Below are 22,382 nucleotides of genomic sequence, written 5' to 3'. Positions count from 1 at the left end.
TTAAATCCGGTATCGCCACTAAACGCTTCATCTGCTGCGGATAAAGAACAAATATGGGGAATTTGCTATTATTTACCTAATAACGACAATAGCCCTTACTTCTAGTATTACGCAGTTCTAATTTACCCGGTATATTATTTCTACACCAAATTAATGAGGTACTAACCAGTAAAGATTTTTAAGTATAAGCTAAAAATATTAGCTAAATAGTTTGGGATATTCTAAATTAATTTAGTAATATTGACCATATGAATGACAAAGTTCAGGAAAAGCTAAAAATATTAGCCGATGCAGCCAAATACGATGTGTCTTGCTCGTCGAGCGGTGGTAAACGCAAGAACGAGAACAAGGGCTTGGGCAACGCCGAAGGCATGGGTATTTGCCACAGCTATACCGAAGACGGGCGTTGTGTATCGCTGCTTAAAATATTACTGACTAACTACTGCATTTTTGATTGCGCGTATTGTGTTACCCGGCGCAGCAACGATATAAAGCGGGCGGCCTTTACCGTAGACGAAGTAGTAAACCTGACTTTAAATTTTTACCGCCGCAATTACATCGAAGGGTTGTTTCTGAGTTCGGGTATTTTTAAGGATTCGGATTATACCATGGAGCGGCTGGTACGCATTGCCAAAAAGCTGCGCCAAGAACACAAGTTTAACGGCTACATTCATTTAAAAACCATACCCGGTGCCAGCGAAGAATTAATAAAAGAAGCCGGTTTGTATGCCGATCGCCTGAGTGTAAATATTGAACTACCGACGGAGTTGAGTTTGCAAGCTTTAGCCCCCGAGAAAAATTACCCGCAAATTCTGCAACCTATGGGCGCTATTAGCCGCGAACTAGTGCAAAATAAAGAAGAGCGCAAGTTGTTTAAACTGGCGCCAAGTTTTGCCCCGGCCGGACAAAGCACCCAATTAATTGTGGGTGCCTCCGCCGAAAGCGACCAACAAATATTGCACCTCTCCAGCCAGTTGTACCAGGATTATAAACTGAAACGGGTTTATTACTCGGGTTATGTGCCGGTATCTAGCGATAATCGCTTGCCGGTGCTGGCGGCAACGCCGGTAATCCGCGAAAACCGCATTTACCAGGCCGATTGGCTTTTGCGCTTTTACGGCTTTAATGTAAACGAACTGGTAAACGAGTTTTACCCCAACCTGGATCTGCAAATTGATCCGAAACTGGCGTGGGCGCTGCGCAACCGCTACTTATTTCCTATAGATATTAATACCGCCGATTACGAATTTATTTTACGAGTTCCCGGTATTGGCGTTAAATCGGCCAAAAAAATTGTTTCGGCGCGGCGTTTCACGTCCCTTTCGTTCGACCATCTGCACAAAATTGGGGTGGTACTAAAACGGGCCAAATATTTTATTACCTGCAACGGCCGCAGCCTCGAACAAAAAGATTATGCCGAAGAAGTAATTCGAAGAAAAATAATATTTGGCGAAAATTCGCACCGTAGTGCCCTGGTAAAGCAACAGTTGGATTTATTTCAGCAGGTTGGTTAATGCCAGGTGTATCTTTTTTAACTAATTAAGAGTATAAACTATTAATATATAATACATTATATACTACCATGATGAAAGCTAATCACAAACTGGCCCCTATGTCGTGCTATTGCAAACTGAGTGTGTTAATTCCGCACCTGAAAAGCTTATCGGCTAAGAAAACTGCTATACCGGTTCAAGACCTTGAAGCCGCTCATAATTATAACAGCGCTGTATACAAACGTTGTCTTTAAAAGCTGTAGGTGGTTAATTACCTTTACGATGGCACATTTGAGGGCTTACTTACCGTTATTTTCGAGATTTACGAACGCAAGGCGGCACCCGCCCAAATTGTACATGCTACGGCGGAGTTGCCCGGGCTTTTTACCCAAACTATTCTGGTTGTAACCAATGAGGTTAAAGCCGATAGGGTTTGGCAAGGTTTGGGTAAAAAAATATCGGCTACGGCCCAAACCCACTTGTATAAAGCTTTTTTATCGGAGCAGCCGCAAATCGGAATGCTGATTTACCAGTATGCTCAACTGGCGTTTGCCAGCACCATCAGCATCGAAGATAATTTTGCGGCTGATTGTGTCCGGGAATTGGCGCACTTGAATAAACAAGTGTTCCGGGAGAGCCACCGCATGGAAGCCTTTATCCGGTTTCAGAAAACCGCCGACGATTTGTATTACGCTACCGTTGCGCCGGATTTTAATGTTCTGCCTATTATTTCCAAGCATTTCGAAAAACGCTACGCCGATCAGCGCTGGCTTATTTACGACACCAAGCGCCATTACGGCCTGTACTACGACCTGGAAAAAGTAAGCCAGGTTAACCTGGAAAAAGAAGTAACCGACCGTAGCGGCAATTTACCCGCCGATATTCTGGCGCAACAAGAATTATTGTATCAGGAGCTGTGGCAAACATATTATCGCCACGCCACTATTCCGGAGCGCAAAAACCGTAAACTGCACCTCCGCCATATTCCGCTTCGCTACTGGAAATACCTCACCGAAAAGCAGCCAAGCCGGTAGCGGTAAATTGCTGTTTTATAAATATTCAACGTTAAAGGGAACGCCGTGTAGCGTATGCGCTTTATTTTTCAGGCGTACGCTGATACGGGGTTCAACAATTGCGCGCAGTAAATATTACCAAGAAGTAAATATTGTGTTCCATAGCAGCCCAGCAAACAGCTTTTCTCCACACCCAGTCATTCTATAGAATTCGAAGAATTCCAAAAGAATCTTCTGCATAAGTTGGGTAAACAGTTAATAAACCTAGTCTGGCATTTACCTGTAACACCTTCTAAGCAGAAGATTCCTGCGGAATGACAGCTGATAGGGAGATTTCTTTTATCAACTATGGAAGAACCTTCATACTAGCTGGTATTATTTTATTCTGACAGCTAACGCAAGGCTAAGGTTATAGTAAGCGCCAAATATTTCCAGGTTTTTAAGGCCGGTAAGGAAATCTGCCTAAAAAATAATTTTTATTAAGCAGGTTAAGTAAAAAATGGCCTGCCGTGGCTTGTACGTAATATCCGCAAAGTTCCCCATCTCCGGGTAGTAACCATTCTAAAATATTCTCGTTGCTAGTAGTATATAACATTTTTGAGATATATAATTTTTAAGAGGCTCTTGAGAAGAGATTGGCTTAACTACTTTAAACTATGAAAAAATATGTAATTACGTCTTATTTAGCGGTAGTGCTATTACTGACAAATTCCTGCGCTACCAACCCGGTTACCGGTAAAAGAGATATTATGCTGGTATCGGAAGGCCAGGAACTAGCCATGGGTAAAGAATCGGACCCCCAGATTGTAGCTTCTTTAGGGCTTTATAACGATGCAAAACTGCAAAGTTTTATTAACCAAAAAGGGAAAGCTATGGCGGCTGTTTCGCATCGGCCCGATTTGCCATATGAATTTAAGATTGTGGATTCGCCGGTAATTAATGCTTTTGCGGTGCCGGGAGGCTATGTATATTTTACCCGCGGTATTATGGCTCACTTTAACAACGAGGCCGAATTTGCCGGGGTATTGGGGCACGAAATTGGTCATATTACGGCTCGCCATTCGGCGCAGCAGCAAAGTAAATCTATGCTGGCCCAGGTGGGCTTAATTGCCGGTATGGTGGTATCGCCGCAGTTTGGGCAATTTGCCGAAGCGGCGCAGCAAGGCTTAGGTATGCTTTTTCTTAAATTTGGTCGCGACGATGAACGCGAATCAGATAGATTAGGCGTGGAATATTCTACGAAAATTGGGTACGATGCCCAGGAAATGGCCGGCTTTTTTCATACGCTGGAGCGGGAGGGTGAGAAAAGCGGCGCTGCCGAAATTCCAAATTTTATGTCTACGCACCCTTCGCCCGGCGAACGTTTCGAAACCGTATCTAAGTTGGCGGCCGATATGAAGCAGAAATTAAATGCTACCAATTTAAAAGTGAACCGCGACTCTTACCTGCGCATGATTGATGGCATTATTTACGGAGAAGACCCCAAACAGGGCTTTGTTGAGAATAATGTATTTTATCATCCGGTAATGAAGTTTCAGTTTCCGGTACCAACTGGTTGGGCCGTGCAAAATACGCCGCAGCAGGTACAAATGGCCCCTAAAGACGGTCAGGCCATGATGATGCTTACCTTGGCCCAAGGCACTTCGCTGCAAACTGCGGCTCAGCAACTGGTGCAAAATTACCAGTTAACTGTATTGGAATCTAAAGAAGTAAGTGTAAATGGTTTGCCGGCTTTTGCGCTGGTTGCTGAACAACAAGCCCAGCAACAACAGCAGCAGCAACAACAGCAGCAGCAATCTCCAGCAATCCGGGCGCTGATTTATTTAATTCAATACGGAGGTAATATTTATAATTTAATGGGAATATCCACAGCTCAGAATTTTAATAGTTACGGTAATGTGTTTGCCAGTTCTATGCAAAATTTCCGGCAACTGACCGATTCTGAGAAATTAAACCGGCAACCCGCCCGTATTCGGATTAAACCGGTAAACCAAAGCGGAACCTTGTCGCAGGCGCTAAGCACTTACAAAGCCAGAAGCGCCGATATGCAGGATTTAGCCATTTTGAACGGAATGGAATTAACCGACCGGGTAGAAAAAGGAATGCTTATTAAAGTAATTGAGCATTAATAATTGCTGCGGTGTAATTAAATTTTAGCAATCGGGTTTAACAAAATCGCCTGAAAGTTATCTCTCAGGCGCTTTTGTTGATTGCAAAGGTTTTAAGTTTGCGCTGGATGTATGAACCAAGCTTTAAATTTATTACCGCTACTGCATGAACTACATTCTTATACGATTATCAAATGAATACTGCGCTTTTGAATTAAGCAAAGGCTTTATCTCTCATAGCGGTCATTCTGAAAGAATCTTATTAGTAGGTGACCGATAAGATTCTTTCAGAATGACCGGGTTGAGTGGGTATGCTTTAGAAAATATTGGAAAAGAAACTAAGGCGCATTTTCAATTTGATAATAGTATTAAAATGAAACAGGTAATTTATTACTTTAAGTAAAGCAATAAATTACCTGTTTTTAGATTAATGCCGTGTAAATACGGTTAAGAAGTGTTTAGTTTATTTCAACTTTAAGAATATTGCCACTCGCTTTTTTCCCTTCGTTTGAAATAAAAAGTTCACCCCCCGGACTAAAGCTCATACCTTCGGGTTGCGGAAAATCAGGCCCCTTAATCTTATAACGGTTCTTAATAGCGCCACCGGAATCGAGTATCAGGAGCTGCGGGTTGGATCCTTCCAGTACGTAGATATCGCCAGATTCCGGATGTACGGCAATTTCGGAGGGCTGAATGCGCGACCTTAGTTTTTTAGCTTTAGCATTGGCAAAAACGGAATCGTTTAAATCTATTTTGATTACCGGGTTATTGCTTAACTTTTTCGATTTCAGGTCGAAAGCATAAATGCCTTTAAAAGTAGCATTGTTTGTTTCGTTGCCTTTAATAGCTACCAGCAAACGGTTCTGTTTTTTATCGTAGGTTATTCCTTCTACATCGTTTTTGGCTGTTAAAGCCGTGGCGTACTCTTTAACTTGCGGCGATTTAGTGGTAATATCATTAACTTCAAATATTTTGCCGTCGCTGCGCACCACATACGCAATCTTATCTGCCAGGGCAATGCCTTCGTAATCGCCGGTAGCACCAAAAGAAATATCAGATTCAATTTTATTGGTGTTGGTATTATAAATAAATATTACACCCGATTCATCCTGCACGCAGGCAAAGCGGTTTTCATCTATATAAGCAATGCCCGATACTTCCTGCAAAATATTAGGCAGATCCCATTTGTCTAAAACTTTTACGTTGCTGCTGGCAGCATCCTGGCTCTTTTCCTTTTTATCTTTTTTATTTTTTTTACCCGGCTTATCTGCCTGCGATGCATCACAGGCACACAAGCCCGTTACCAAAGCCATTGTTACCCAAAGTGTTTGTAGCTTTTTCATTTAAAAATTTAAGTTAATTTTTTGCAGTTGTTTTTACCAGAATTAGCAAAATAGCAGCATTTAAAACAGGCTAACTGTACGTTTTAAATTTTGCTATAGACAAAAGCTATAATGCTTGTTGCGCCTATTATAGCAAATACCTGAATATTTTACTTATTCGTTATGGGCTAAACCAACTGCCGTTGTAAATGCAATAAACCTGTTTACTGATTCTTAACAGATAGGTTTAAGTTTGTAACCGGTTGCGGTACTTTGGGCAGATTAGGCAAAATATAGCAAGTCAGGTTAAATATTGGATTTAGCAGTTGAGCATAGCTTACAGCGGGGGCAAAAGCGTGGGTGCGGTTCCGGAGGCTATTTTTTCTTCGTGCCAGCGCAGGCGGTAAGCATTCATGGCCGTTATCCCTAATTTTTGCAATAGCCTGTAATTTACCACCGCGCCTACGGGCGCGCCGATTACGGGAATTAGTTGGGCCATTTTAGCTAAATCAATGTAGTCGCGGTATTCCTGCTGAAAAGAGCGCCAGTTAAACTGGTGAATATCGTCGGGTAAGGTTTTGCTTTTTTCAGTCCAGTTTACCATTTGCAAATATACCTGGCGGCGGTGTTCCTGACTGCTAAACGCCAACTGAAAAATGTGCAACAGGTAAACCCGTTCGCGGTAATCATCTGCCGGATAGCCGTAAATAGCAGCTATATCAAACAATAATTTTAATTTTAAACCCAGCAACAACGGAAAATCGGCTAAACCCAATAATATGCCTCCTGCACCCGTAACGCCACCTTCGGCGGCGGCTAACTTTTTATAAAAGGCTATGCGGTCTAAAGCTACTGCCTCCTTTATTCTTAAGCTTTGGTAAGGCACCGTTTTAAGGGTGGTTAACTTAGCGCCAAACAAAGTAGCCCGAATCATTTGCTTTATGGTGGCGGTAACTGCCTGGTGTATTTTTTCCGGAATCAGGTTATTTATTTTAACCTGCATTTTACGGGTTACGTGGTTAAGCAAAGAAGGAGGCTTCAGCATTTTCTTTTGCCAGTTGGCTAATTCAAATAAGGCATTTGCTTCGTAGGCTGCATCCATTAAGTTAAAGTAGGTTAAAGTTTTCCTGGCTATTATTTTAAATCTAATATACTTAAAATACGTGCCTTTAGATTTTAAAAAATATTTACATTATTTAAATTAATATGTTAAATACGAATTATTAAAGCTTATTATCCTTTAGGCTTTACAAAATGCCAGCACCAGTAGAAGAGAATTAAGAATTAATATTTTTAACAATAAATAAATTTTTTAATCAGAAATTTACCTGGTTCAATTCTAAGACGTAAATTCTTACATGAAAAAACAATTTGCCCAGCAATTATTTGCCGCTCATGCGCAGGCCAGTTCGTCTGTGCCCCGGTCGGCTATTTGCCAGTTTATGGATAATACCTTGCAGTTGCTGTTTCCGGAATTGGCCGAGCAAAAGTTTAATTCGGAAAAAGATATTTTACTGCACCTGGATTTATTGGAGCAGGATTTAATAAAAATATTAACGGGCATGCCTTTGCCCCAACATTTGGTGCCGGCCTTACTGGCCAAAAATTTTATTACCCAACTGCCCTTTATTTACGATTTGCTGTTAAAAGACGCCGAGGCTATTGCCAGCGAAGATCCGGCCGCACAAAACATAGACGAAGTAATTCGCACGTATCCTGGTTTCCTGGCCATTGCCATTCATAGGCTGGCTCATGCTTTGCACCAACTTCAGGTACCATTATTGCCACGTATCCTCTCCGAAGCAGCCCATACCAAAACCGGTATAGATATTCATCCGGGTGCTAAAATCGGGTCTTATTTCTGCATCGATCACGGTACCGGCATTGTAATTGGGGAGACTACCGTAATTGGAAACCACGTTAAAATATACCAGGGCGTAACCTTAGGCGCTATGAGCGTGGCCAAGGAAATGGCCCGGATTAAACGGCACCCTACCATCGAAGATTATGTAGTTATTTACGCCGGCGCTACTATTTTGGGCGGCAATACCGTAGTAGGCAGCAACAGCATTATTGGTGGTAATGTGTGGCTAACCGAAAGTGTGCCGCCTTATTCGCGGCTATACCACAAAGCCCAAATTCGGGTAAGTCGCAGCGAAGATCCTGAAGATAGTATTGTATTTAGTATTTAGGTTTAAGTGAATAGTGGTTAGTGAATAGTTATTAGCTATTAGTAGTTAGTCTTTCGTATTTTGGGCTGGTGCGTTTTGGCGATTTTGAGTAATAGTAGGAGAAATCTAAACGTAAAAACAACATATGGTAAATAGTTGCTTGGATATTGGTAGGAACTTAGGGGCTAATGTATTATCAATTATAAATTGGCATCCGGACAATACCTGTTTAATTTATTGCTGTTGAAGCCATTATGCTATTGCTGCCAACCAAGCGACCGACTAACTGAGGGAAAAACCGCTAAAAGCATTAAATTCTAATTCCTAATAACTAACTACTAACTACTAACTACTATTCCTTACAACTAATCACTAAAAATGAGATATAATAATATTTTAGAAACCATTGGTAAAACGCCTATAGTACGCATTAATAAGTTATTTCCGGAAAACATAGAAGTTTGGGCTAAACTGGAGCGGGCAAACCCGGGTGGCAGTATTAAAGACCGGATTGCCTTATCAATGATTGAAGATGCGGAAGCCAAAGGTTTGCTGAATCCCGAGAGTGTAATTATTGAGCCTACTTCGGGTAATACCGGGGTGGGTCTGGCAATGGTAGCAGCAGTAAAAGGCTATAAATTAATATTAGTTATGCCCGAATCCATGTCGCTGGAGCGCCGGCGCCTGATGATTGCTTATGGCGCTAACCTGGAGCTTACTCCCCGCGAAAAAGGCATGCGGGGTTCTATCGACCGGGCCAATGAGTTATTACAGGAATTGCCGAATACCTGGATGCCGATGCAGTTTGAGAACGAAGCCAATACCCGTATTCACGTAGAAACCACGGCCCGCGAAATATTAGAAGATTTTCCGGAAGGCTTTGATTACCATATTACCGGTGTAGGTACTGGCGGCCACATTACGGCTGTTACCCGCGTATTGAAAGAAAAATTTCCTGAACTGAAAACTTTTGCCGTAGAACCAGCTTTGTCGCCGGTTATTAGTGGTGGTGCGCCCGGACCGCATCCGCTTCAGGGCATCGGTGCCGGTTTTATTCCGGCCATTCTGGATACGTCGGTATTAACCGGCACCATTCAGGTATCGCACCAGGAAGCTTTTGAATTTACCCGTCGGGCTGCGCGCGAGGAAGGTATTTTCTTGGGTATTTCTTCGGGGGCTTCGTTGGCCGCTGTTTCCAAAAAAATACCCGATATGCCAAGTGGTTCGCGGGTGCTTACGTTTTGTTACGATACCGGCGAACGATATTTATCGGTAGAAGGATTATTTGTTTAAAAGTATAAAGGCACTGGAGTAACTGGTGCTTTTTTCTTTTTACTTTAATATTATGCTGGATGAACGTTAAGAACGAATATTCTACTAGGTAACCCAACAAAAAAGCACTTACAAGTTTTACCTCATAAGTGCTTTTTTTAAGTGGAGAATATCGGAGTCGAACCGATGACCTCTTGCATGCCATGCAAAATATTTATATTTTATTAATTTGTTATCTTTTTCAGCTCATCTATAAATGAGCCTTTAAACCCTTTTAAGGCTGTTTTTTCTTTTTATCTTGTTTCTTTTATTCACTATTATTTTATACTTTTGTTTGCGAATTGATTGCGAACAATACTGCTCTAAAAATACAGGATAATATTATGCTTAATTTTTCAGAAGGAGGTGTAACCTTATCTGCGGGAATAGATGGACGCCGAGCCAATGGGGACGGCTTATATCCAATAAGAATTCGCGTTACTTTTAAAAGAGATTCGAGGTATTATCCTACTGGAAAATATATATCGAAAGAGGGTTGGAAAAAGCTACCAGATGCAAAAAGTAAAGCTTTTACTGAAATAAAAAGCTTTGTGCAAATCATGGTAGAAAGAATAAAGGAGATTATAAAAGAACTGCTTAAAAATGACAATTTCTCTCTCGATACTTTAAATGTATGGCTAGGTAAAGCTACAGGTAATACGATCAACATTACCTTCAGGGCCAGAGTTGAAGATTTGAGCGAAAAAGGTAAAGTAAGTACATCGGATTGGTATAAATACACCTTGCGAAGTATTGAACTTTTTGCCGGCAACAACATTGAATTTACACGGGTTACTGTAGATTGGCTTAAAAAATACGAGCAGCACTTATTAACAGAAGGTAAAAGCTATACCACCATTTCTATGTACATGCGGGCTTTACAAGTAATAATAAATGAAGGTAAAGCTTCTGGACTTGTAAAAGCATCCAGTCACCCATTTGGAAAAGGTAAATATGAGATACCGCAACACGAAGGCCGGAACATAGCACTAACCATTAATCAAATCTCCCTGATTTTCAATTACACCTGCGAAACTGACAGTTTGGCTATGTGCCGGGATTTGTGGTTTTTCTCTTACCTCTGCAACGGTGCGAACATAACAGATATTTGTAAGCTTAGATTTTCTAATATCCAGAATGGCGAAGTATGTTTTTACCGACAAAAGACTTTAGCCAAGGCTAAAAAGAAAAAATTAATCCAAGCTACTTTAACCTTTGAAATGCAGGTTATTATTAAAAGGTGGGGAAATCAGACACAAGCACCAGAGAACTTTATTTTTCCATTTCTGAAAGGTAATGAAACACCATTAGACGAAAGAAGGGTTATAAAAAATATTACCCATCTTATTAATGACAAAATGAAATGGTTAGGAGAGCGCCTAGGAATTGGCAACATTAGTACCTACACGGCACGTCATAGTTACGCCAGTGTATTAAAACGATCAGGTGCTAAAATAGCCTTTATATCAGAGAGCCTAGGCCATAATGACCTTAAAACAACTGAAAACTACCTTGCATCTTTTGAGCAGGAAGAACGGATGAAAAATGCAGCCTTATTAATTAACTTTTAAAACTAATGCAAGAATTAAATAATTTAAGAAAATATACACGTATTTATAAACGCTTACGGAATATCTCCTTTGTTGAGAAAGAATGTAAATCTACAATCTACAAGGTTTATGGTGAATATGATGCCACGGAGGAGAATGGCTTATATGGAAATAAAAAAATCCCAAATCTGACAGAGCCGGACTATTTATTACCATTACCAACTTTAATAAAAATCTACCAAGAGTTTGATGGCAAGCTATGGAAGTGTATTGCATTTCCAAACTTTTGTACCTTATTTGACATGAATAATAGTGATGAAATTTCATATGAAATTTTAAAAGGAAAAATCAACGATTTTTGTGCATTACTATGGAAAATGTATAATGTTTCACAGACAGATAGAACACAAGAAAAATCCATTAAACCCTTATTGGAGCGTGGAGGTGGAGCAGCCAGTAACTTTGATAATATAATACCTAATCGAATAAATTCCTCCAATTCTAAACATAAAAAGTTAATGGCTAAGATAGATAAACTTTTGAAATAAAATAGAAAGTAAACCCACATACTACCCACAAACTATTTTGTTTTTTTGTATCAACACCCTTGAAATCAATATCTTATATTTTGTAATTTTTCAGCAACCCACAAGATTTCCCACATGTTCCATTCTGACCTTTGTAAAAAATTAACAAAGTAGATTATGGAAATTATAGTAACTTCAGCTGAACAATTATCTCGGTTGATTAGGGAAGAAATCAGCCGATTACAAGACTTCAGGCCAGCCAAACCCCCTCGACCAGACCATCTTGATTTTAAGGAAGCTTTGAAATTTGTAAACGAACAAGGATTCCCATTAAGTAGATCCCAATTTTATAAAAGCACATCTTTAAAACAAGTACCTTTTAAAACCTTTGGTAGAAAACTCATATTTTCCCGCCTTCAATTGCTTGATTGGATTGAATCTAAAACAATTGACAAAAACGAAACTAGCCTTATTGAATTAGCATTAGCTAGGTCTGCCAGGAAAAAGAAAGGAGCTAAAAATGTTTAAGCATAATAACTCTCCAGAGATTTTATTTAATGAAGTCAAAGAAGAGGAATACACCTTTTTCATGTCAGCCTTCCTTGCCTCACCTTGTTCCATATAGGTCGGAAAAATATTAAAGGTTCAGTAATTTTTCAATAGAACTACTTATAGCAGCTTATCAGAAAAAGGCGTTTAAGACCATGTTTAGATCCCCTATGTCTGTTTTGTAAGCCTTAACCTTAACCTAAAAATAGACCTTCTATACTAAATCAGGTAGTTATTTGGATAAATGTATACTCAATTGAATAGGAATATTTCTCTGTTCAACCGTTGCACCCTAGCATAATACCTGAACCACAGCGGACCTGCTGATTAGGTCTTTCAATTTACAAGTGCTCACTGGATTTTATGCCTGCAACGGCAGTTGCGGAGATTTCTTCTATTTCATGTAGGAGCAAAGGTATATATCCCAAAGGCTAGGGTGATTGGTTAAAATTAAATCTTGTTACATTAAATAAAGCTAAAACAATCATTTTACAGCAAATGGCTGGAAAACATGTCTATTAAAAATAATACATTTCAAGATTCAAATTTTACATCCAATTCGAATAGTACAAACTATCATTTGGAAGCCGAGAGACATTGCCTTTTCAAATTAAATGACTTAATCGCAAAAATTGGAGAGGAGCAGGCTCTTGATTTAGCAAACCAGTATCTGCGCGTATCCCACCAGCACAGTAAATGGAAAGAATGGTCGGTTCACCGGTATCCACTTTTAACCAGCTATAGAAATTATTTAACTGGGAAAAACGCTCCCGTGGAACCCTGGCCATCAGTATTTGAAAAGGAATGCACTTTGTATCATCCTTCTAGTATCAGGCTAGGTCAGCAGGAAGACTTGAACCTGGCGCAATTTGCGGAAATGATAAAAGGTGAGAAATTCGTAGCGGTAACAACTGCCCTAAGAGCAATAACGGATGAAAAGGAAAGAATCCAATACAAAAAAGAGAATCTCTGCTATGGAACCTTCTCCGGAACCTTCTCCAAACGGCACGACCAAAACCTGGTTAAACACTCAGACTTAATTTGTATTGACTTTGACCAGCTTGGCCAGCGTCGGGATGATATAAGAACTAGTCTTAATGCCTTACCCATTACGGTAATGAGCTTTATTAGTCCAGAGGGTGATGGGTTAAGGGTGCTGTTTGAAATGGACATCCATTCCTTTTCCCAAAAAGTATTTTATTACCACTACGCCACTTACTTTAGAAAAATATATGGGCTACCACCTTTTAAAATTGATGCAAGGTACTTCCATGTAAGCCGGGCCTGTTATCTGCCGCATGATCCCAATGTATACATCAATCCTCTTTTCCTTCAACCATGAGCAATAGCAACCAACCATTAAGGTGTTTTTCTGGCTTTTTCAGAAAGACAAAAATTAAGAGCACAATTACCATCTTCGATTATGAAAGCAGCCAACCATTTATATAGTAAGGAGGAGCAATTGGTATTTGTTCGGAGCTCATTCACCACACTGGAGCGAAGGGGTATTGCTATTACCCCACATTTTCCCGATTGGATATATAGGGCAGGTATGGCATTGGCCTATTACGGCGAAAGCGGGCGAGAAATCTTTCATATCGCAAGCAAGTTAAACCCATCTTATAACCAGGAGAAAAGCGATACACAATTTAGTGATTGCCTGAGAAACTTTGACCCGGTAAGAATTACTTGGGATAGCTTTGTTAAGGTGACTGATGATGCCTGGGTTAACATGAAGCCTGAAGTTAAGGAAGAAAAAGAAAAAATGGTAGGACAGCCCCCAGCTAAGGGGGATTACGAATTTTTTCTGAATGAAGAAATTAAACCAGATTATCTAAAGCTGCTCAAGGATGCAACAATTGACCTGAATGAAGAACTGGCACCACCACCCGTCTGCCTCGAAGTAGTCCAAGGCCAAATTAAATCAACTATTGGTACCAGAGGTAACTTTTCCCTACTTATTGGCAAACCCAAGAGCCGAAAAACCTTTCTTCTGTCCATAGTGGTAGCAGCAAGTTTAAACTCGGAACCAGTACTGGGCCTAATTAAAGGAAGCTTGCCGGCTAATAAAAGAAAGGTGTTGTACTTCGATACGGAACAAGGTAAGCATGATGTGCAGAAAGCTGGGAAAAGAGTTTTAAAAATGGCAGCTAAATCTGCAACTGAAAATTTACAGGTGGTTTACTTACGGAAGTATGATATTAAGGAAAGATTAAAGATAATAGAAACAGCTATTTATAAAACCAAAAATCTAGGCTTAGTAGTCATTGATGGGGTGCGGGATTTAACAAGCTCCATCAATGACGAAGAGCAGGCCTCTATGATTGCTAATAAATTTTTGAAGTGGACCGAAGAGTGCGACATCCATATTATGAGTGTTCTGCATCAGAATAAAGGTGATACCAATGCGAGAGGCCACTTGGGTACCGAACTGCAGAATAAAGCCGAAACGGTACTTTCTATTACCAAGAAAAATGAAGTGTCACTTGTTGAGCCGGTATTGTGCCGGGATATGGATTTTCAGCCATTTGCATTTGGGATAGATGAAAATGGAATACCGGTACCTGCAGACCCAAAAGAGTTAATGAGTTCAGAAGAGGATGAAGCTTTTAAACCCGGTAAAAGTACCTCGCCAGATTCCAGCCAGAATTTAGCCAAAAGTAAGGAACCCGGCGAAGTTTCTGTTGAAACCCATAAACAACTACTGGAATTGGTATTTAGGGAAAATCCTCATTTGAAGTATAATGAATTACTAACCCAGGTTAAACACGCATCCCGTATATGCAGGCTCAACCTAGGGGATAATAAAGCCAAAGAATTCATAACCTGGTACCAGAGTAATGGGCACATCTCCAAGCAGGGCAAGGAAAAAACGAAGGGCTGCTTTTACCAACTTGAACCAGTACCTGTCTAGTTTAGTGGTTTAGTGGTTTACCTGTATTTATACAGGTAAACCACTAAACCACTAAACTAGTCCAAGAGGTAGTTTTTTATAACTACTTTAAACTACTAACCCTCTAAACTAGACCATCATTATCATAGTCCCTTTTGAATCGGGAATTTATCTAGTGTGCCGACCAAAACCGTTAACAGTTCATGCTGGCTCAGGCGACGCGGCAGTAGTCCGACACTCACCCTTTTTAACCTTTTTCAGGCTAACAAGAAATTCTAATGGTTCTGGAAATAAATAAAAATGTGCAGTTAGCCCTTTTTGTAAACTATTCTGGGGAATGAGCTTCCGCCTGTACCCTGATGCTTTCGAATATAAAAAGAAATGCGTAGTTGGGTCTTGTGGATGAAATCCAAGCGACTCAAAAAGGTAATATAATTAAACCCTATGAACAGGAAAATTCTGTGCTCATAGGGTATTCTTTATCCAGTCCTACCATGGTGCTAAGAAAAAAAATTTATAAATTTTTTCAAGACGGCCAACCAACCTGGCCATACCCCCCCACCCAAGTCGGAATTTAAAATCAGTTTCAACTTAACCAACACTAAAGTTATGGCAAGAGCAATTCAAGTAAACCTAAGCGAAGAACAACGCAAGGCAGTTAAAGAAGTGAAAAGTAAAATGGGCATTCTGCCTTTGGGCATCCGGGAAGGCGAGAGGTATCCTGCTCCGGAACCCTGGAACAAAGCGGACATTGAGAAGATGTCGCCCAAAGACCTGAGCTCATTGGCTTATGCTGGCAGCGGCATTATTTACACCCAGTACAAATGCACGTTAGATACCGCTAATCCGGATGCCCGTTGCGTGAACTACACCAAGGATGGTGTACCGCGCTCCCTAAAGGTTCCCACCTGGCAGGGCATCGGTGATATTGTTCAGCTCTAAAGGTCTGCACCCCTACGGGTGCAAACCTTTAAGCTCTTTTTCAGGCAACTTGTTATGAGATTTCAGGCTCATCCGCAGAGTTCGTCATTTATTCTATCTCCTTCAACTTTCCTTTATCTATTCCAAGGTTATGGCTGCCTTTCTATGAAAAGCTAGCCTAGCGCGTCATTGACTACCTGCAAGCAGTGAATCATTAAGCCGGTTCAGCCTTTACCTAATCACTTAACAGTACCAGTAGCTGGTATTGGATTATCCTCTTTTCTCAACTTAATTTAACTCTTTATGCAACTACAAAAAGCAAAACGAACGCAGGCCCGTATACGCCTGTGTCTGCAAGGGCCATCTGGTTCCGGTAAAACTTACAGTGCCTTACTCGTCTCTTTCGGGCTATGTGCCAACTGGACCAGGGTAGCTGTCATTGACACCGAGCACGGCTCGGCCTCCCTGTATAACCAACTGGGCGAATACAACGTGCTCACCTTAGGAGAGCCGTTCTCCCCGGAGAAGTACATTGAAGCTTTATTGCTATGCCAGGATGCTGGCATGGAAGTCATTGTTATTGATGGCATCTCCTTTGAATGGGAATACTTACTCGATTACCACGCCAATTTAACCGGAAACAGCTTTACCAACTGGAGCAAAGTCACCCCCCGGCACAACAGGTTTGTGCAGTCCATCCTCCAATCACCTTGTCATGTCATTGCCACCGCCCGCACCAAGCAGGACTATGTCTTAACCGATAAGAACGGCAAAATGGTACCCGAGAAAGTAGGCCTCAAAACTATTCAGCGGGACGGTATGGATTACGAGTTTACTTTAGTTTTTGACCTGGACATGAAAAACCAAGCGGTCGCTTCTAAGGACCGCACCAGCTTGTTTCAGGGCAAACCCGAGCAAAAGCTTTCGGTAGAAACCGGTAAGCAAATACTAGCCTGGTGCCAGAGTGCCGAAGCAGCCGAATCAGAGCCTATCATAGCCATCCTGGAAGATGAAGCTATTCAGCAGCAGGTAAGCCAGTGTACCAGTTTGAACGAGCTGACCCAAATCTTTCACCGCTGCACCAATGAGCAAAAGAAAACCTTGCTCAACTTATTCCAGCAGCAGAAACAGTTCATTATTCAATCCTCCTTACTCACCAATCAACTTTTAAACCAAACCTTAAATCAAAATGGAAACAACAACCCTCAGCCGGATTAATCAACCTGCCCAAATGTATGTAAATAGAGAGCTGGACCAACAATCCAGCTCTCGTGCTTTTATCGAGGCGAATACCACTTGCATGAGCTACCGGGAACTCCGGCAAGACCACATCATCCCGGTGTTCGTCAAAGACAATGAACCCCTGATTAGCCAGGCGGATTTTATCAACGCTACCCATGACATTGTAACGGAGCTGTTCCGGGGAGAGGAGATACTCTCGCCACAGATACGGGTATCTCACCCCATCAAGGGCCGGATTCCCGAAGCCAAAGACAAACCAGCTAACCAGCTGCAGGAATGGGAGCGCACCATCTACTACGAACGCATGATGTTCTGCTTGGAAATTCCCACGATTATGGATACCATTGATGGGAATACCTTAACCTTATTAGTAGGTGGGGTTAAAGCTTACAACCAGGATAACCTTTACAACAGGAAAGGAGCCGCGGAGCACTTTAAGCTTTTCGTTGGCTTTCAAAACCTGGTGTGCACCAATCTGTGTGTTAGAACGGATGGTTACCTGGCGGACTTAAAAGTAACGGACTTAGGCGGACTAAGGTCAGGTATTTACCGGTTGTTAGATAACTATGACCAGCACCGGCACCTGCGGCAAATGCAGACCTTATCGGAGTACGCCATTACCGAACAGCAGTTTGCCCATCTATTAGGCCGCTGCCGGATGTATCATTATTTACCAGGGGAGGAGAAGAAGCAAATTCCATCGCTATTATATGGTGACCAGCAGCTGAACGCGGTGTGCCATGACTACTACAAGGATAGCAGCTTCTGCCGGCAAGCGGACGGGAATATTAACCTTTGGCGCTTGTACAACCTGTTTACCGGAGCCAATAAGTCTACTTACATTGACCAGTTCCTGGATAGGTCGGTGAACGCACTGGAGTTCACCATCCAGGTACAGCAGGCACTGGATGGCGGTAATACCAGCTGGTTTCTGAATTGAGATAACTTAATGTAAAACCTTAACTCACGAGCCCACCCCGCAGCATAGCGGGGTGGGCTTTTTAAATTATAAGTCATGAACAAAAAGAACAACACGGTACGAGAAATACGGCTGCAATACAAATCAAAATTAATGGGTGCGGACGAAACCATCATCACCTCTGCCGAGAAGGCCTATGAGGTTTTGAAGGAACACTATGACCAGGACTATCTGGCCATTCGGGAAGAGATAATTGTGCTCTACCTGAACAATGCCAACAAAGTACTGGGTGTATACAAAGGGTTTAGCGGCGGTATCACCGCTGCCGTGGCCGATATACGGCTGATTCTGGCGGTTGCGCTTAAAGGCCTGAGTACGGGCATCATCATTTCTCACAACCATCCCTCGGGACAACTAAAGCCTTCAGAAGCAGATAAGCAGCTTACGAAACAGCTCAAAGAAGCGGGGGAGCTGTTCGGCATCAAAGTGCTGGACCACGTAATCATAACCCCATATGATACTTACTTTAGTTTTGCCGATGAGGGTTTGATGTAATGTAAATAGTAGTACTTCGTCTCTTTTACCGTTTTTCTGTACGTTAACAGCAAAACTGGCTATACATTAATCCACCTTAGCAAGTAAGCACCCGAAGTACTTGTTTTTAGAAATTTAACATGAACTGTGTTAAAAGTCAAGCTTTTTAGGCCGAAATATTAGCAAAATCGGGGCGGTAGGGAATGGATGATTTTACAATAGCAAAAGCTTGTTTGAGGAGTTTATTGCAGACGGCAATTAAAGCCACTTTCCCGTTCTTGCCTTTGGCCACCAACCGTTCATATAAAGCTTTACAGGCAGCATTGGATTTCTTAGCCGAGAAGCTGCACATAAACAATTTGCTTCGAATTAAGCTGCCGCCCATCTTAGTGATGCGCACCTTCCCTCGGATGCTCGAACCGGAGGTATACTCCCGGGGTGATAAACCGGCTTTAGCAATTAGCTGTCGATAGTTAGTTACGTTCCGAAAGCCCTCGGCAAATAAAAGCAGCATGCCCGCGGTCTTTCTGCCAATACCCGGAATAGAAGAAAGTAGTTTTATCTCCTGGGCAAAAGCTTTTTCTAAATTATCAAGTAGTTGCTCCTCCAATTGCTTTATCTGCTTTTCAAGTGTCATAAGCGTTTGTTTCAAGCTTTTGGCTGCCAACTGACTCTTGACTGGTTGTCTTTCGAGTGCTTCCAGGGAGTTGATGATCATGGTTTTTTGCTTGATGAGTTGCTCAATAACCTGCTCCAGCTGCCGGCATTCCACGATTACCTGCTCTTCTGGTTGCCAGAAAGCTACTTGGGTCTGCTCGCCATAGCGTCTAATCCACTGCGCATCTTTCTTGTCGCTCTTGCCTTTGCCTAAGTGCATCTGAATGTAGCGCTTGATAATAACCGGATTCACCACTACTACTTGCGCTCCTTGCTCATGTAGGTAATAGGCCAGTTGCAGATAATAGATGCCGGTGGCTTCCATCACATACAAGCTCTCGGTGCCACATTGCTTAATTAACTGCTTGAAGCCAGTCTGGTTATTTTCCGTCTCCAGGTGCTGCACTTTCTCCTCTGCCAGGTGGCAGATAGCCAGGGAATCTTTACTCACATCAATACCTATTACTTTTTGTTTTACTGAGGTGGCCATAACTTTAAGCGTTTAGTAAAGGGAAGAAAATAAGTTGAAAAGAGCAGACTATGGTAGCTTTCTCTATCCTGATGCAAGCTCTAGGCTTAATGGAACTGTCCAAAGTAACCATAGAAAAGAAAGGGGATTATCATGTTAAACAGGTTCTCAAGACCAAATAACAGCTTAAATCTTACTCCTTCCTTTTTTCTCTTTTATACAAGTTAATCATCTAAAGCAAACATAGGATAACATCTGTTATAAGCTAAATGGGCTGCCTCTATAGAACAGCAGGAAAGGACTGCGTTAATGCTCTCCAGTGGGGCTGTTTAAATAAATGATACTATGGCAAAAAGGAAATTATATCATTTCTTTCTATATTGACTTTTACTATTCTATTGCGCTTCAGGCTGCATTAAGTGCCTAACCAAGCGGAACCTTTTCTCAAAATAAAGATGAACCAATTGCGCTTTATTTTAATCCTCTTTTTACTCCCGTTTTTCAATATTTACGGCCAAAGCCATTCCTGTAAAAAGCCTGTTCTGGCGAATAATAACGTTTGGACCCAAGCCAGGTTAGCTGCCTTTGAGAAAGAAATAGAAAACTTGCGGGTGCGAAATCATATTCCAGGCATATCTGTTGGCATTGTAAAAGATAAACAATTAGCTTGGCAGAAAGGCTTTGGCTATGCGGATGTAGAACAAAAAATAGTGCCGGACGAACATACGGTCTATCAAATTGCTTCGGTAACCAAAACGTTTGGTTTTATTTTGCTGATGCAACAAGTAGAAAAGGGCAAAGTAAGTCTGGATGACCCTATTGCCAAATACAATATTAACCTGGGTGCCCGCTGGGGCAGTGATGAACGGATTAAAGTAAAGCACCTGCTGACGCATACGGCCATGGTTAATTCCCTGAATGCCTTCAAACCGGGCTATACCTTCCGCCACAATAGGGACTGGTATAACCGGTTAGGTTTGGTGATAGAAAAAGCAGCGGGCCAATCGTTTGGGGAAATACTGCTGCAAAATATCATCCGGCCACTAGGCTTACAGAATACAGTTCCCAGTACGGATGACAGTGTTAATTTTAAATTAACCGGCTACCAGCTGGACAGCTTTATAACCATAGTAGCAAAGCCTTATGATTGGCAGAAAAAGCAACTGGTTCCCGTGCAATATACCTATGGTTTTGGCCCAGCGGCCGGCCTGATGAGCAGTGTAGCGGACCTAGCCGTTTACGCCAATGGGTTAGATGCGCAACAATTTTTGCAGCCTCAAACCTGGGAAAAAGTATTTACACCATTTGTAACCCCTAAAGGAAAGGAGATTCAATACGGGTTAGGCTGATACGTGAAAAACTATAAGGGCGTAAAGGTGGCATGGCATACGGGTTGGTGGACGGGCTATTCGGCTTTGTTTATCCGAATTCCCGAGCAAGCACTTACCTTTATTGTGCTGGCCAATTCCCAGGACTTAAGCCGGCCCTTTTACCACCTGGTACAACCTGTACCGGGCTTCGGCTTCTTTAATCCCTTTCGTTCCAACCTTAATAAAACTTTGCTGGCCTCTGATTTTGCCAAAGCCTTCTTTCATTATTTTGTAGAAAAGGATTGAAATAAAATTATCTTTTCCTGTGCCCCATCTTTTCAAAAGAAAGTTCAACAAGGCTTAATAGGAGAGAGGGAGAGCTTTTTAATAAATCTAAAAGTATATGACATTTGTTGCAAATAGTCCAATAAACCGGATTATGTAAAGAAGGAGGACGGTAACCTTTGTTAGGGGCTAAATTTGCCCAACAGCATTATATATAAAGGTCTTGTAGGGATATTGTTGCACTTTTTCCTAAATTAAAAGAATAGCATATCTCTGTCTTACTTATTTTAAATGTATTGTAAATTCGTTGGCATATGTCGCAGTATTTGTTAGTTTTTAATAAAATTCACACCTACCAAAATTAGCCATATCAACCAAAGTGTGCTTCCTAATAAGCCAGCAACATCAATCATGGGAAAGCCAGCAATAACAGTTGCCAATAACTCTGCTTGAGCCAAAAGATAAATAAAGGAGGAAATAAAGCCCATCCAGGCCAACCATTCAGGAATAAGTTTAATTTTCAGCAAGGCAGACGAAATAAAAACAGTCCAGATGACGGTAAAGAGTTGTCCTAAATGTTCCCCCAATAGAACGCCGCCAAACTGATGGATTACTTTAAATGAAATTTTAATAGCTTCCTGCGCGCTAGGATTAGTTGTATTTACAAAATCAGTAGCTAAAACCGGCACTACAAACACCCAACGTAAAAGCCCAATTATTTGTACCACGCCCGAGATAATGCCAATGGTGGTTATCCAACGAAGGTTCGGCACTTTGGATTCTAGCTTTTGACCAATTAAGGAATAAGCTACCAGTAAGGGTAACCCGAATAAGGCAAAGGCCAACCAGGTAAAAATAAGCGCTGATCCGCCTTTGTGAAATTCGGTAAGTATAAAACCACTTTCCTGCCGGAGTATATCGGGATAATTGAAAGTAATGGTTAGAATGAAGTAAGGCACAAAAACACCAATGGCCCCTACTATCAGCAAGTAGCCAATTCTTTTGTCTGTTTTCATGTTTTACCTCATTTTTGGTTAAAACTAAAACTACTTGATGAAAAAAGAATAACTAATTTTTGGAGGGATGTGGGTCAGAATGGTATTAATGA

General features: G+C 41.5%; 21 protein-coding genes. 17 read left to right on the top strand and 4 right to left on the bottom strand.

From position 1 onward, the window contains the following. Nucleotides 1–248: 248 nt before the first annotated feature. The 4 genes from F0145_RS06585 to F0145_RS06575 all read left to right on the top strand — a co-directional run bounded on the left by F0145_RS06585 (nucleotide 249) and on the right by F0145_RS06575 (nucleotide 4,635). Nucleotides 249–1,514 (top strand): putative DNA modification/repair radical SAM protein, encoded by a 1,266-nt coding sequence (locus F0145_RS06585; protein ID WP_150087519.1) that lies wholly within the window; start codon nucleotides 249–251, stop codon nucleotides 1,512–1,514. A 68-nt stretch (nucleotides 1,515–1,582) separates the two neighbouring features. Further along, nucleotides 1,583–1,747, top strand: a complete 165-nt coding sequence (locus F0145_RS26115; RefSeq protein WP_190277480.1) for a hypothetical protein — start codon at nucleotides 1,583–1,585, stop codon at nucleotides 1,745–1,747. Between the two features lie 9 nt (nucleotides 1,748–1,756). Next, nucleotides 1,757–2,527, top strand: coding sequence for a TIGR03915 family putative DNA repair protein (locus F0145_RS06580; RefSeq protein ID WP_150087518.1), 771 nt, complete (start codon nucleotides 1,757–1,759; stop codon nucleotides 2,525–2,527). 635 nt (nucleotides 2,528–3,162) lie between these two features. Continuing rightward, complete coding sequence (locus tag F0145_RS06575) at nucleotides 3,163–4,635, top strand: M48 family metalloprotease (RefSeq protein ID WP_150087517.1); 1,473 nt, start codon at nucleotides 3,163–3,165, stop codon at nucleotides 4,633–4,635. A gap of 437 nt (nucleotides 4,636–5,072) precedes the next feature. Here F0145_RS06575 and F0145_RS06570 read toward each other — a convergent pair whose 3' ends face one another. Beyond that, nucleotides 5,073–5,957 carry an SdiA-regulated domain-containing protein gene (locus F0145_RS06570; protein WP_150087516.1) on the bottom strand — a complete coding sequence of 295 codons (885 nt, stop codon included), beginning with the start codon at nucleotides 5,955–5,957 and terminating at the stop codon, nucleotides 5,073–5,075. Nucleotides 5,958–6,273: 316 nt separating this feature from the next. Further along, nucleotides 6,274–7,038 (bottom strand): EcsC family protein, encoded by a 765-nt coding sequence (locus F0145_RS06565; RefSeq protein WP_150087515.1) that lies wholly within the window; start codon nucleotides 7,036–7,038, stop codon nucleotides 6,274–6,276. 256 nt (nucleotides 7,039–7,294) lie between these two features. On the opposite strand from F0145_RS06565, the gene F0145_RS06560 reads away from it, so the two are divergent. The 11 genes from F0145_RS06560 (at nucleotide 7,295) to F0145_RS06510 (ending at nucleotide 18,574) form a co-directional block, all read left to right on the top strand. Next, complete coding sequence (locus tag F0145_RS06560; RefSeq protein WP_150087514.1) at nucleotides 7,295–8,128, top strand: serine O-acetyltransferase; 834 nt, start codon at nucleotides 7,295–7,297, stop codon at nucleotides 8,126–8,128. A gap of 357 nt (nucleotides 8,129–8,485) precedes the next feature. Next, the gene (gene cysK, locus F0145_RS06555) at nucleotides 8,486–9,400 is read left to right on the top strand and encodes a cysteine synthase A (protein WP_150087513.1); all 915 of its coding nucleotides are present in this window, start codon (nucleotides 8,486–8,488) and stop codon (nucleotides 9,398–9,400) included. A gap of 362 nt (nucleotides 9,401–9,762) precedes the next feature. Further along, complete coding sequence (locus F0145_RS06550; RefSeq protein WP_150087512.1) at nucleotides 9,763–10,989, top strand: site-specific integrase; 1,227 nt, start codon at nucleotides 9,763–9,765, stop codon at nucleotides 10,987–10,989. Between the two features lie 5 nt (nucleotides 10,990–10,994). Continuing rightward, nucleotides 10,995–11,516 carry a hypothetical protein gene (locus F0145_RS06545; RefSeq protein ID WP_150087511.1) on the top strand — a complete coding sequence of 174 codons (522 nt, stop codon included), beginning with the start codon at nucleotides 10,995–10,997 and terminating at the stop codon, nucleotides 11,514–11,516. Between the two features lie 156 nt (nucleotides 11,517–11,672). Next, nucleotides 11,673–12,023 (top strand): hypothetical protein, encoded by a 351-nt coding sequence (locus F0145_RS06540; RefSeq protein WP_150087510.1) that lies wholly within the window; start codon nucleotides 11,673–11,675, stop codon nucleotides 12,021–12,023. Nucleotides 12,024–12,555: 532 nt separating this feature from the next. After that, the gene (locus F0145_RS06535) at nucleotides 12,556–13,386 is read left to right on the top strand and encodes a BT4734/BF3469 family protein (protein WP_150087509.1); all 831 of its coding nucleotides are present in this window, start codon (nucleotides 12,556–12,558) and stop codon (nucleotides 13,384–13,386) included. A gap of 81 nt (nucleotides 13,387–13,467) precedes the next feature. Continuing rightward, on the top strand, nucleotides 13,468–14,958 hold the full coding sequence (locus F0145_RS06530; protein WP_150087508.1) for an AAA family ATPase: 1,491 nt from the start codon (nucleotides 13,468–13,470) through the stop codon (nucleotides 14,956–14,958). Between the two features lie 588 nt (nucleotides 14,959–15,546). Beyond that, nucleotides 15,547–15,879, top strand: coding sequence for a hypothetical protein (locus tag F0145_RS06525; RefSeq protein ID WP_150087507.1), 333 nt, complete (start codon nucleotides 15,547–15,549; stop codon nucleotides 15,877–15,879). Between the two features lie 282 nt (nucleotides 15,880–16,161). Then, nucleotides 16,162–17,076, top strand: a complete 915-nt coding sequence (locus tag F0145_RS06520) for an AAA family ATPase (RefSeq protein WP_150087506.1) — start codon at nucleotides 16,162–16,164, stop codon at nucleotides 17,074–17,076. After that, nucleotides 17,048–18,040, top strand: a complete 993-nt coding sequence (locus F0145_RS06515) for a DUF3871 family protein (protein ID WP_150087505.1) — start codon at nucleotides 17,048–17,050, stop codon at nucleotides 18,038–18,040. Before F0145_RS06520 ends, F0145_RS06515 begins: the two co-directional genes overlap by 29 nt. A gap of 75 nt (nucleotides 18,041–18,115) precedes the next feature. Then, on the top strand, nucleotides 18,116–18,574 hold the full coding sequence (locus F0145_RS06510) for a JAB domain-containing protein (RefSeq protein WP_150087504.1): 459 nt from the start codon (nucleotides 18,116–18,118) through the stop codon (nucleotides 18,572–18,574). A 145-nt stretch (nucleotides 18,575–18,719) separates the two neighbouring features. Here the strand turns inward: F0145_RS06510 and F0145_RS06505 are convergent, their stop codons facing one another. Beyond that, nucleotides 18,720–19,700 carry an IS110 family RNA-guided transposase gene (locus tag F0145_RS06505; RefSeq protein WP_150087503.1) on the bottom strand — a complete coding sequence of 327 codons (981 nt, stop codon included), beginning with the start codon at nucleotides 19,698–19,700 and terminating at the stop codon, nucleotides 18,720–18,722. A gap of 434 nt (nucleotides 19,701–20,134) precedes the next feature. Here F0145_RS06505 and F0145_RS06500 point away from each other — a divergent pair, with 434 nt between their 5' ends. Continuing rightward, a complete protein-coding gene (locus tag F0145_RS06500) occupies nucleotides 20,135–21,028 on the top strand; it encodes a serine hydrolase domain-containing protein (protein ID WP_150087502.1) in 894 nt (297 codons plus the stop codon). Between the two features lie 3 nt (nucleotides 21,029–21,031). Next, on the top strand, nucleotides 21,032–21,295 hold the full coding sequence (locus tag F0145_RS06495) for a hypothetical protein (protein WP_150087501.1): 264 nt from the start codon (nucleotides 21,032–21,034) through the stop codon (nucleotides 21,293–21,295). A 308-nt stretch (nucleotides 21,296–21,603) separates the two neighbouring features. On the opposite strand, the gene F0145_RS06490 is transcribed toward F0145_RS06495, so the two are convergent. Then, on the bottom strand, nucleotides 21,604–22,290 hold the full coding sequence (locus F0145_RS06490) for a DUF4386 domain-containing protein (RefSeq protein WP_150087500.1): 687 nt from the start codon (nucleotides 22,288–22,290) through the stop codon (nucleotides 21,604–21,606). Between the last annotated feature and the right edge of the window lie 92 nt (nucleotides 22,291–22,382).

Source organism: Adhaeribacter rhizoryzae (assembly GCF_008629685.1).
In the GTDB taxonomy this organism is placed as follows: Bacteria; Bacteroidota; Bacteroidia; order Cytophagales; family Hymenobacteraceae; genus Adhaeribacter; species Adhaeribacter rhizoryzae.
This window is presented reverse-complemented; position numbering and strand designations above follow the sequence as displayed.

What these genes read in the sequence shown, in the direction of transcription:
- F0145_RS06560 (WP_150087514.1), top strand. Translation starts at nt 7,295, where the DNA reads ATGAAAAAACAATTTGCCCAGCAATTATTTGCCGCTCATGCGCAGGCC.
- F0145_RS06570 (WP_150087516.1), bottom strand. Translation starts at nt 5,957, where the DNA reads ATGAAAAAGCTACAAACACTTTGGGTAACAATGGCTTTGGTAACGGGC.
- F0145_RS06520 (WP_150087506.1), top strand. Translation starts at nt 16,162, where the DNA reads ATGCAACTACAAAAAGCAAAACGAACGCAGGCCCGTATACGCCTGTGT.
- F0145_RS06535 (WP_150087509.1), top strand. Translation starts at nt 12,556, where the DNA reads ATGTCTATTAAAAATAATACATTTCAAGATTCAAATTTTACATCCAAT.
- F0145_RS06585 (WP_150087519.1), top strand. Translation starts at nt 249, where the DNA reads ATGAATGACAAAGTTCAGGAAAAGCTAAAAATATTAGCCGATGCAGCC.
- F0145_RS06565 (WP_150087515.1), bottom strand. Translation starts at nt 7,038, where the DNA reads ATGGATGCAGCCTACGAAGCAAATGCCTTATTTGAATTAGCCAACTGG.
- F0145_RS06545 (WP_150087511.1), top strand. Translation starts at nt 10,995, where the DNA reads ATGCAAGAATTAAATAATTTAAGAAAATATACACGTATTTATAAACGC.
- F0145_RS06530 (WP_150087508.1), top strand. Translation starts at nt 13,468, where the DNA reads ATGAAAGCAGCCAACCATTTATATAGTAAGGAGGAGCAATTGGTATTT.
- F0145_RS26115 (WP_190277480.1), top strand. Translation starts at nt 1,583, where the DNA reads ATGATGAAAGCTAATCACAAACTGGCCCCTATGTCGTGCTATTGCAAA.
- F0145_RS06510 (WP_150087504.1), top strand. Translation starts at nt 18,116, where the DNA reads ATGAACAAAAAGAACAACACGGTACGAGAAATACGGCTGCAATACAAA.
- F0145_RS06525 (WP_150087507.1), top strand. Translation starts at nt 15,547, where the DNA reads ATGGCAAGAGCAATTCAAGTAAACCTAAGCGAAGAACAACGCAAGGCA.
- F0145_RS06505 (WP_150087503.1), bottom strand. Translation starts at nt 19,700, where the DNA reads ATGGCCACCTCAGTAAAACAAAAAGTAATAGGTATTGATGTGAGTAAA.
- cysK (WP_150087513.1), top strand. Translation starts at nt 8,486, where the DNA reads ATGAGATATAATAATATTTTAGAAACCATTGGTAAAACGCCTATAGTA.
- F0145_RS06515 (WP_150087505.1), top strand. Translation starts at nt 17,048, where the DNA reads ATGGAAACAACAACCCTCAGCCGGATTAATCAACCTGCCCAAATGTAT.
- F0145_RS06490 (WP_150087500.1), bottom strand. Translation starts at nt 22,290, where the DNA reads ATGAAAACAGACAAAAGAATTGGCTACTTGCTGATAGTAGGGGCCATT.
- F0145_RS06575 (WP_150087517.1), top strand. Translation starts at nt 3,163, where the DNA reads ATGAAAAAATATGTAATTACGTCTTATTTAGCGGTAGTGCTATTACTG.
- F0145_RS06500 (WP_150087502.1), top strand. Translation starts at nt 20,135, where the DNA reads ATGAACCAATTGCGCTTTATTTTAATCCTCTTTTTACTCCCGTTTTTC.
- F0145_RS06540 (WP_150087510.1), top strand. Translation starts at nt 11,673, where the DNA reads ATGGAAATTATAGTAACTTCAGCTGAACAATTATCTCGGTTGATTAGG.
- F0145_RS06550 (WP_150087512.1), top strand. Translation starts at nt 9,763, where the DNA reads ATGCTTAATTTTTCAGAAGGAGGTGTAACCTTATCTGCGGGAATAGAT.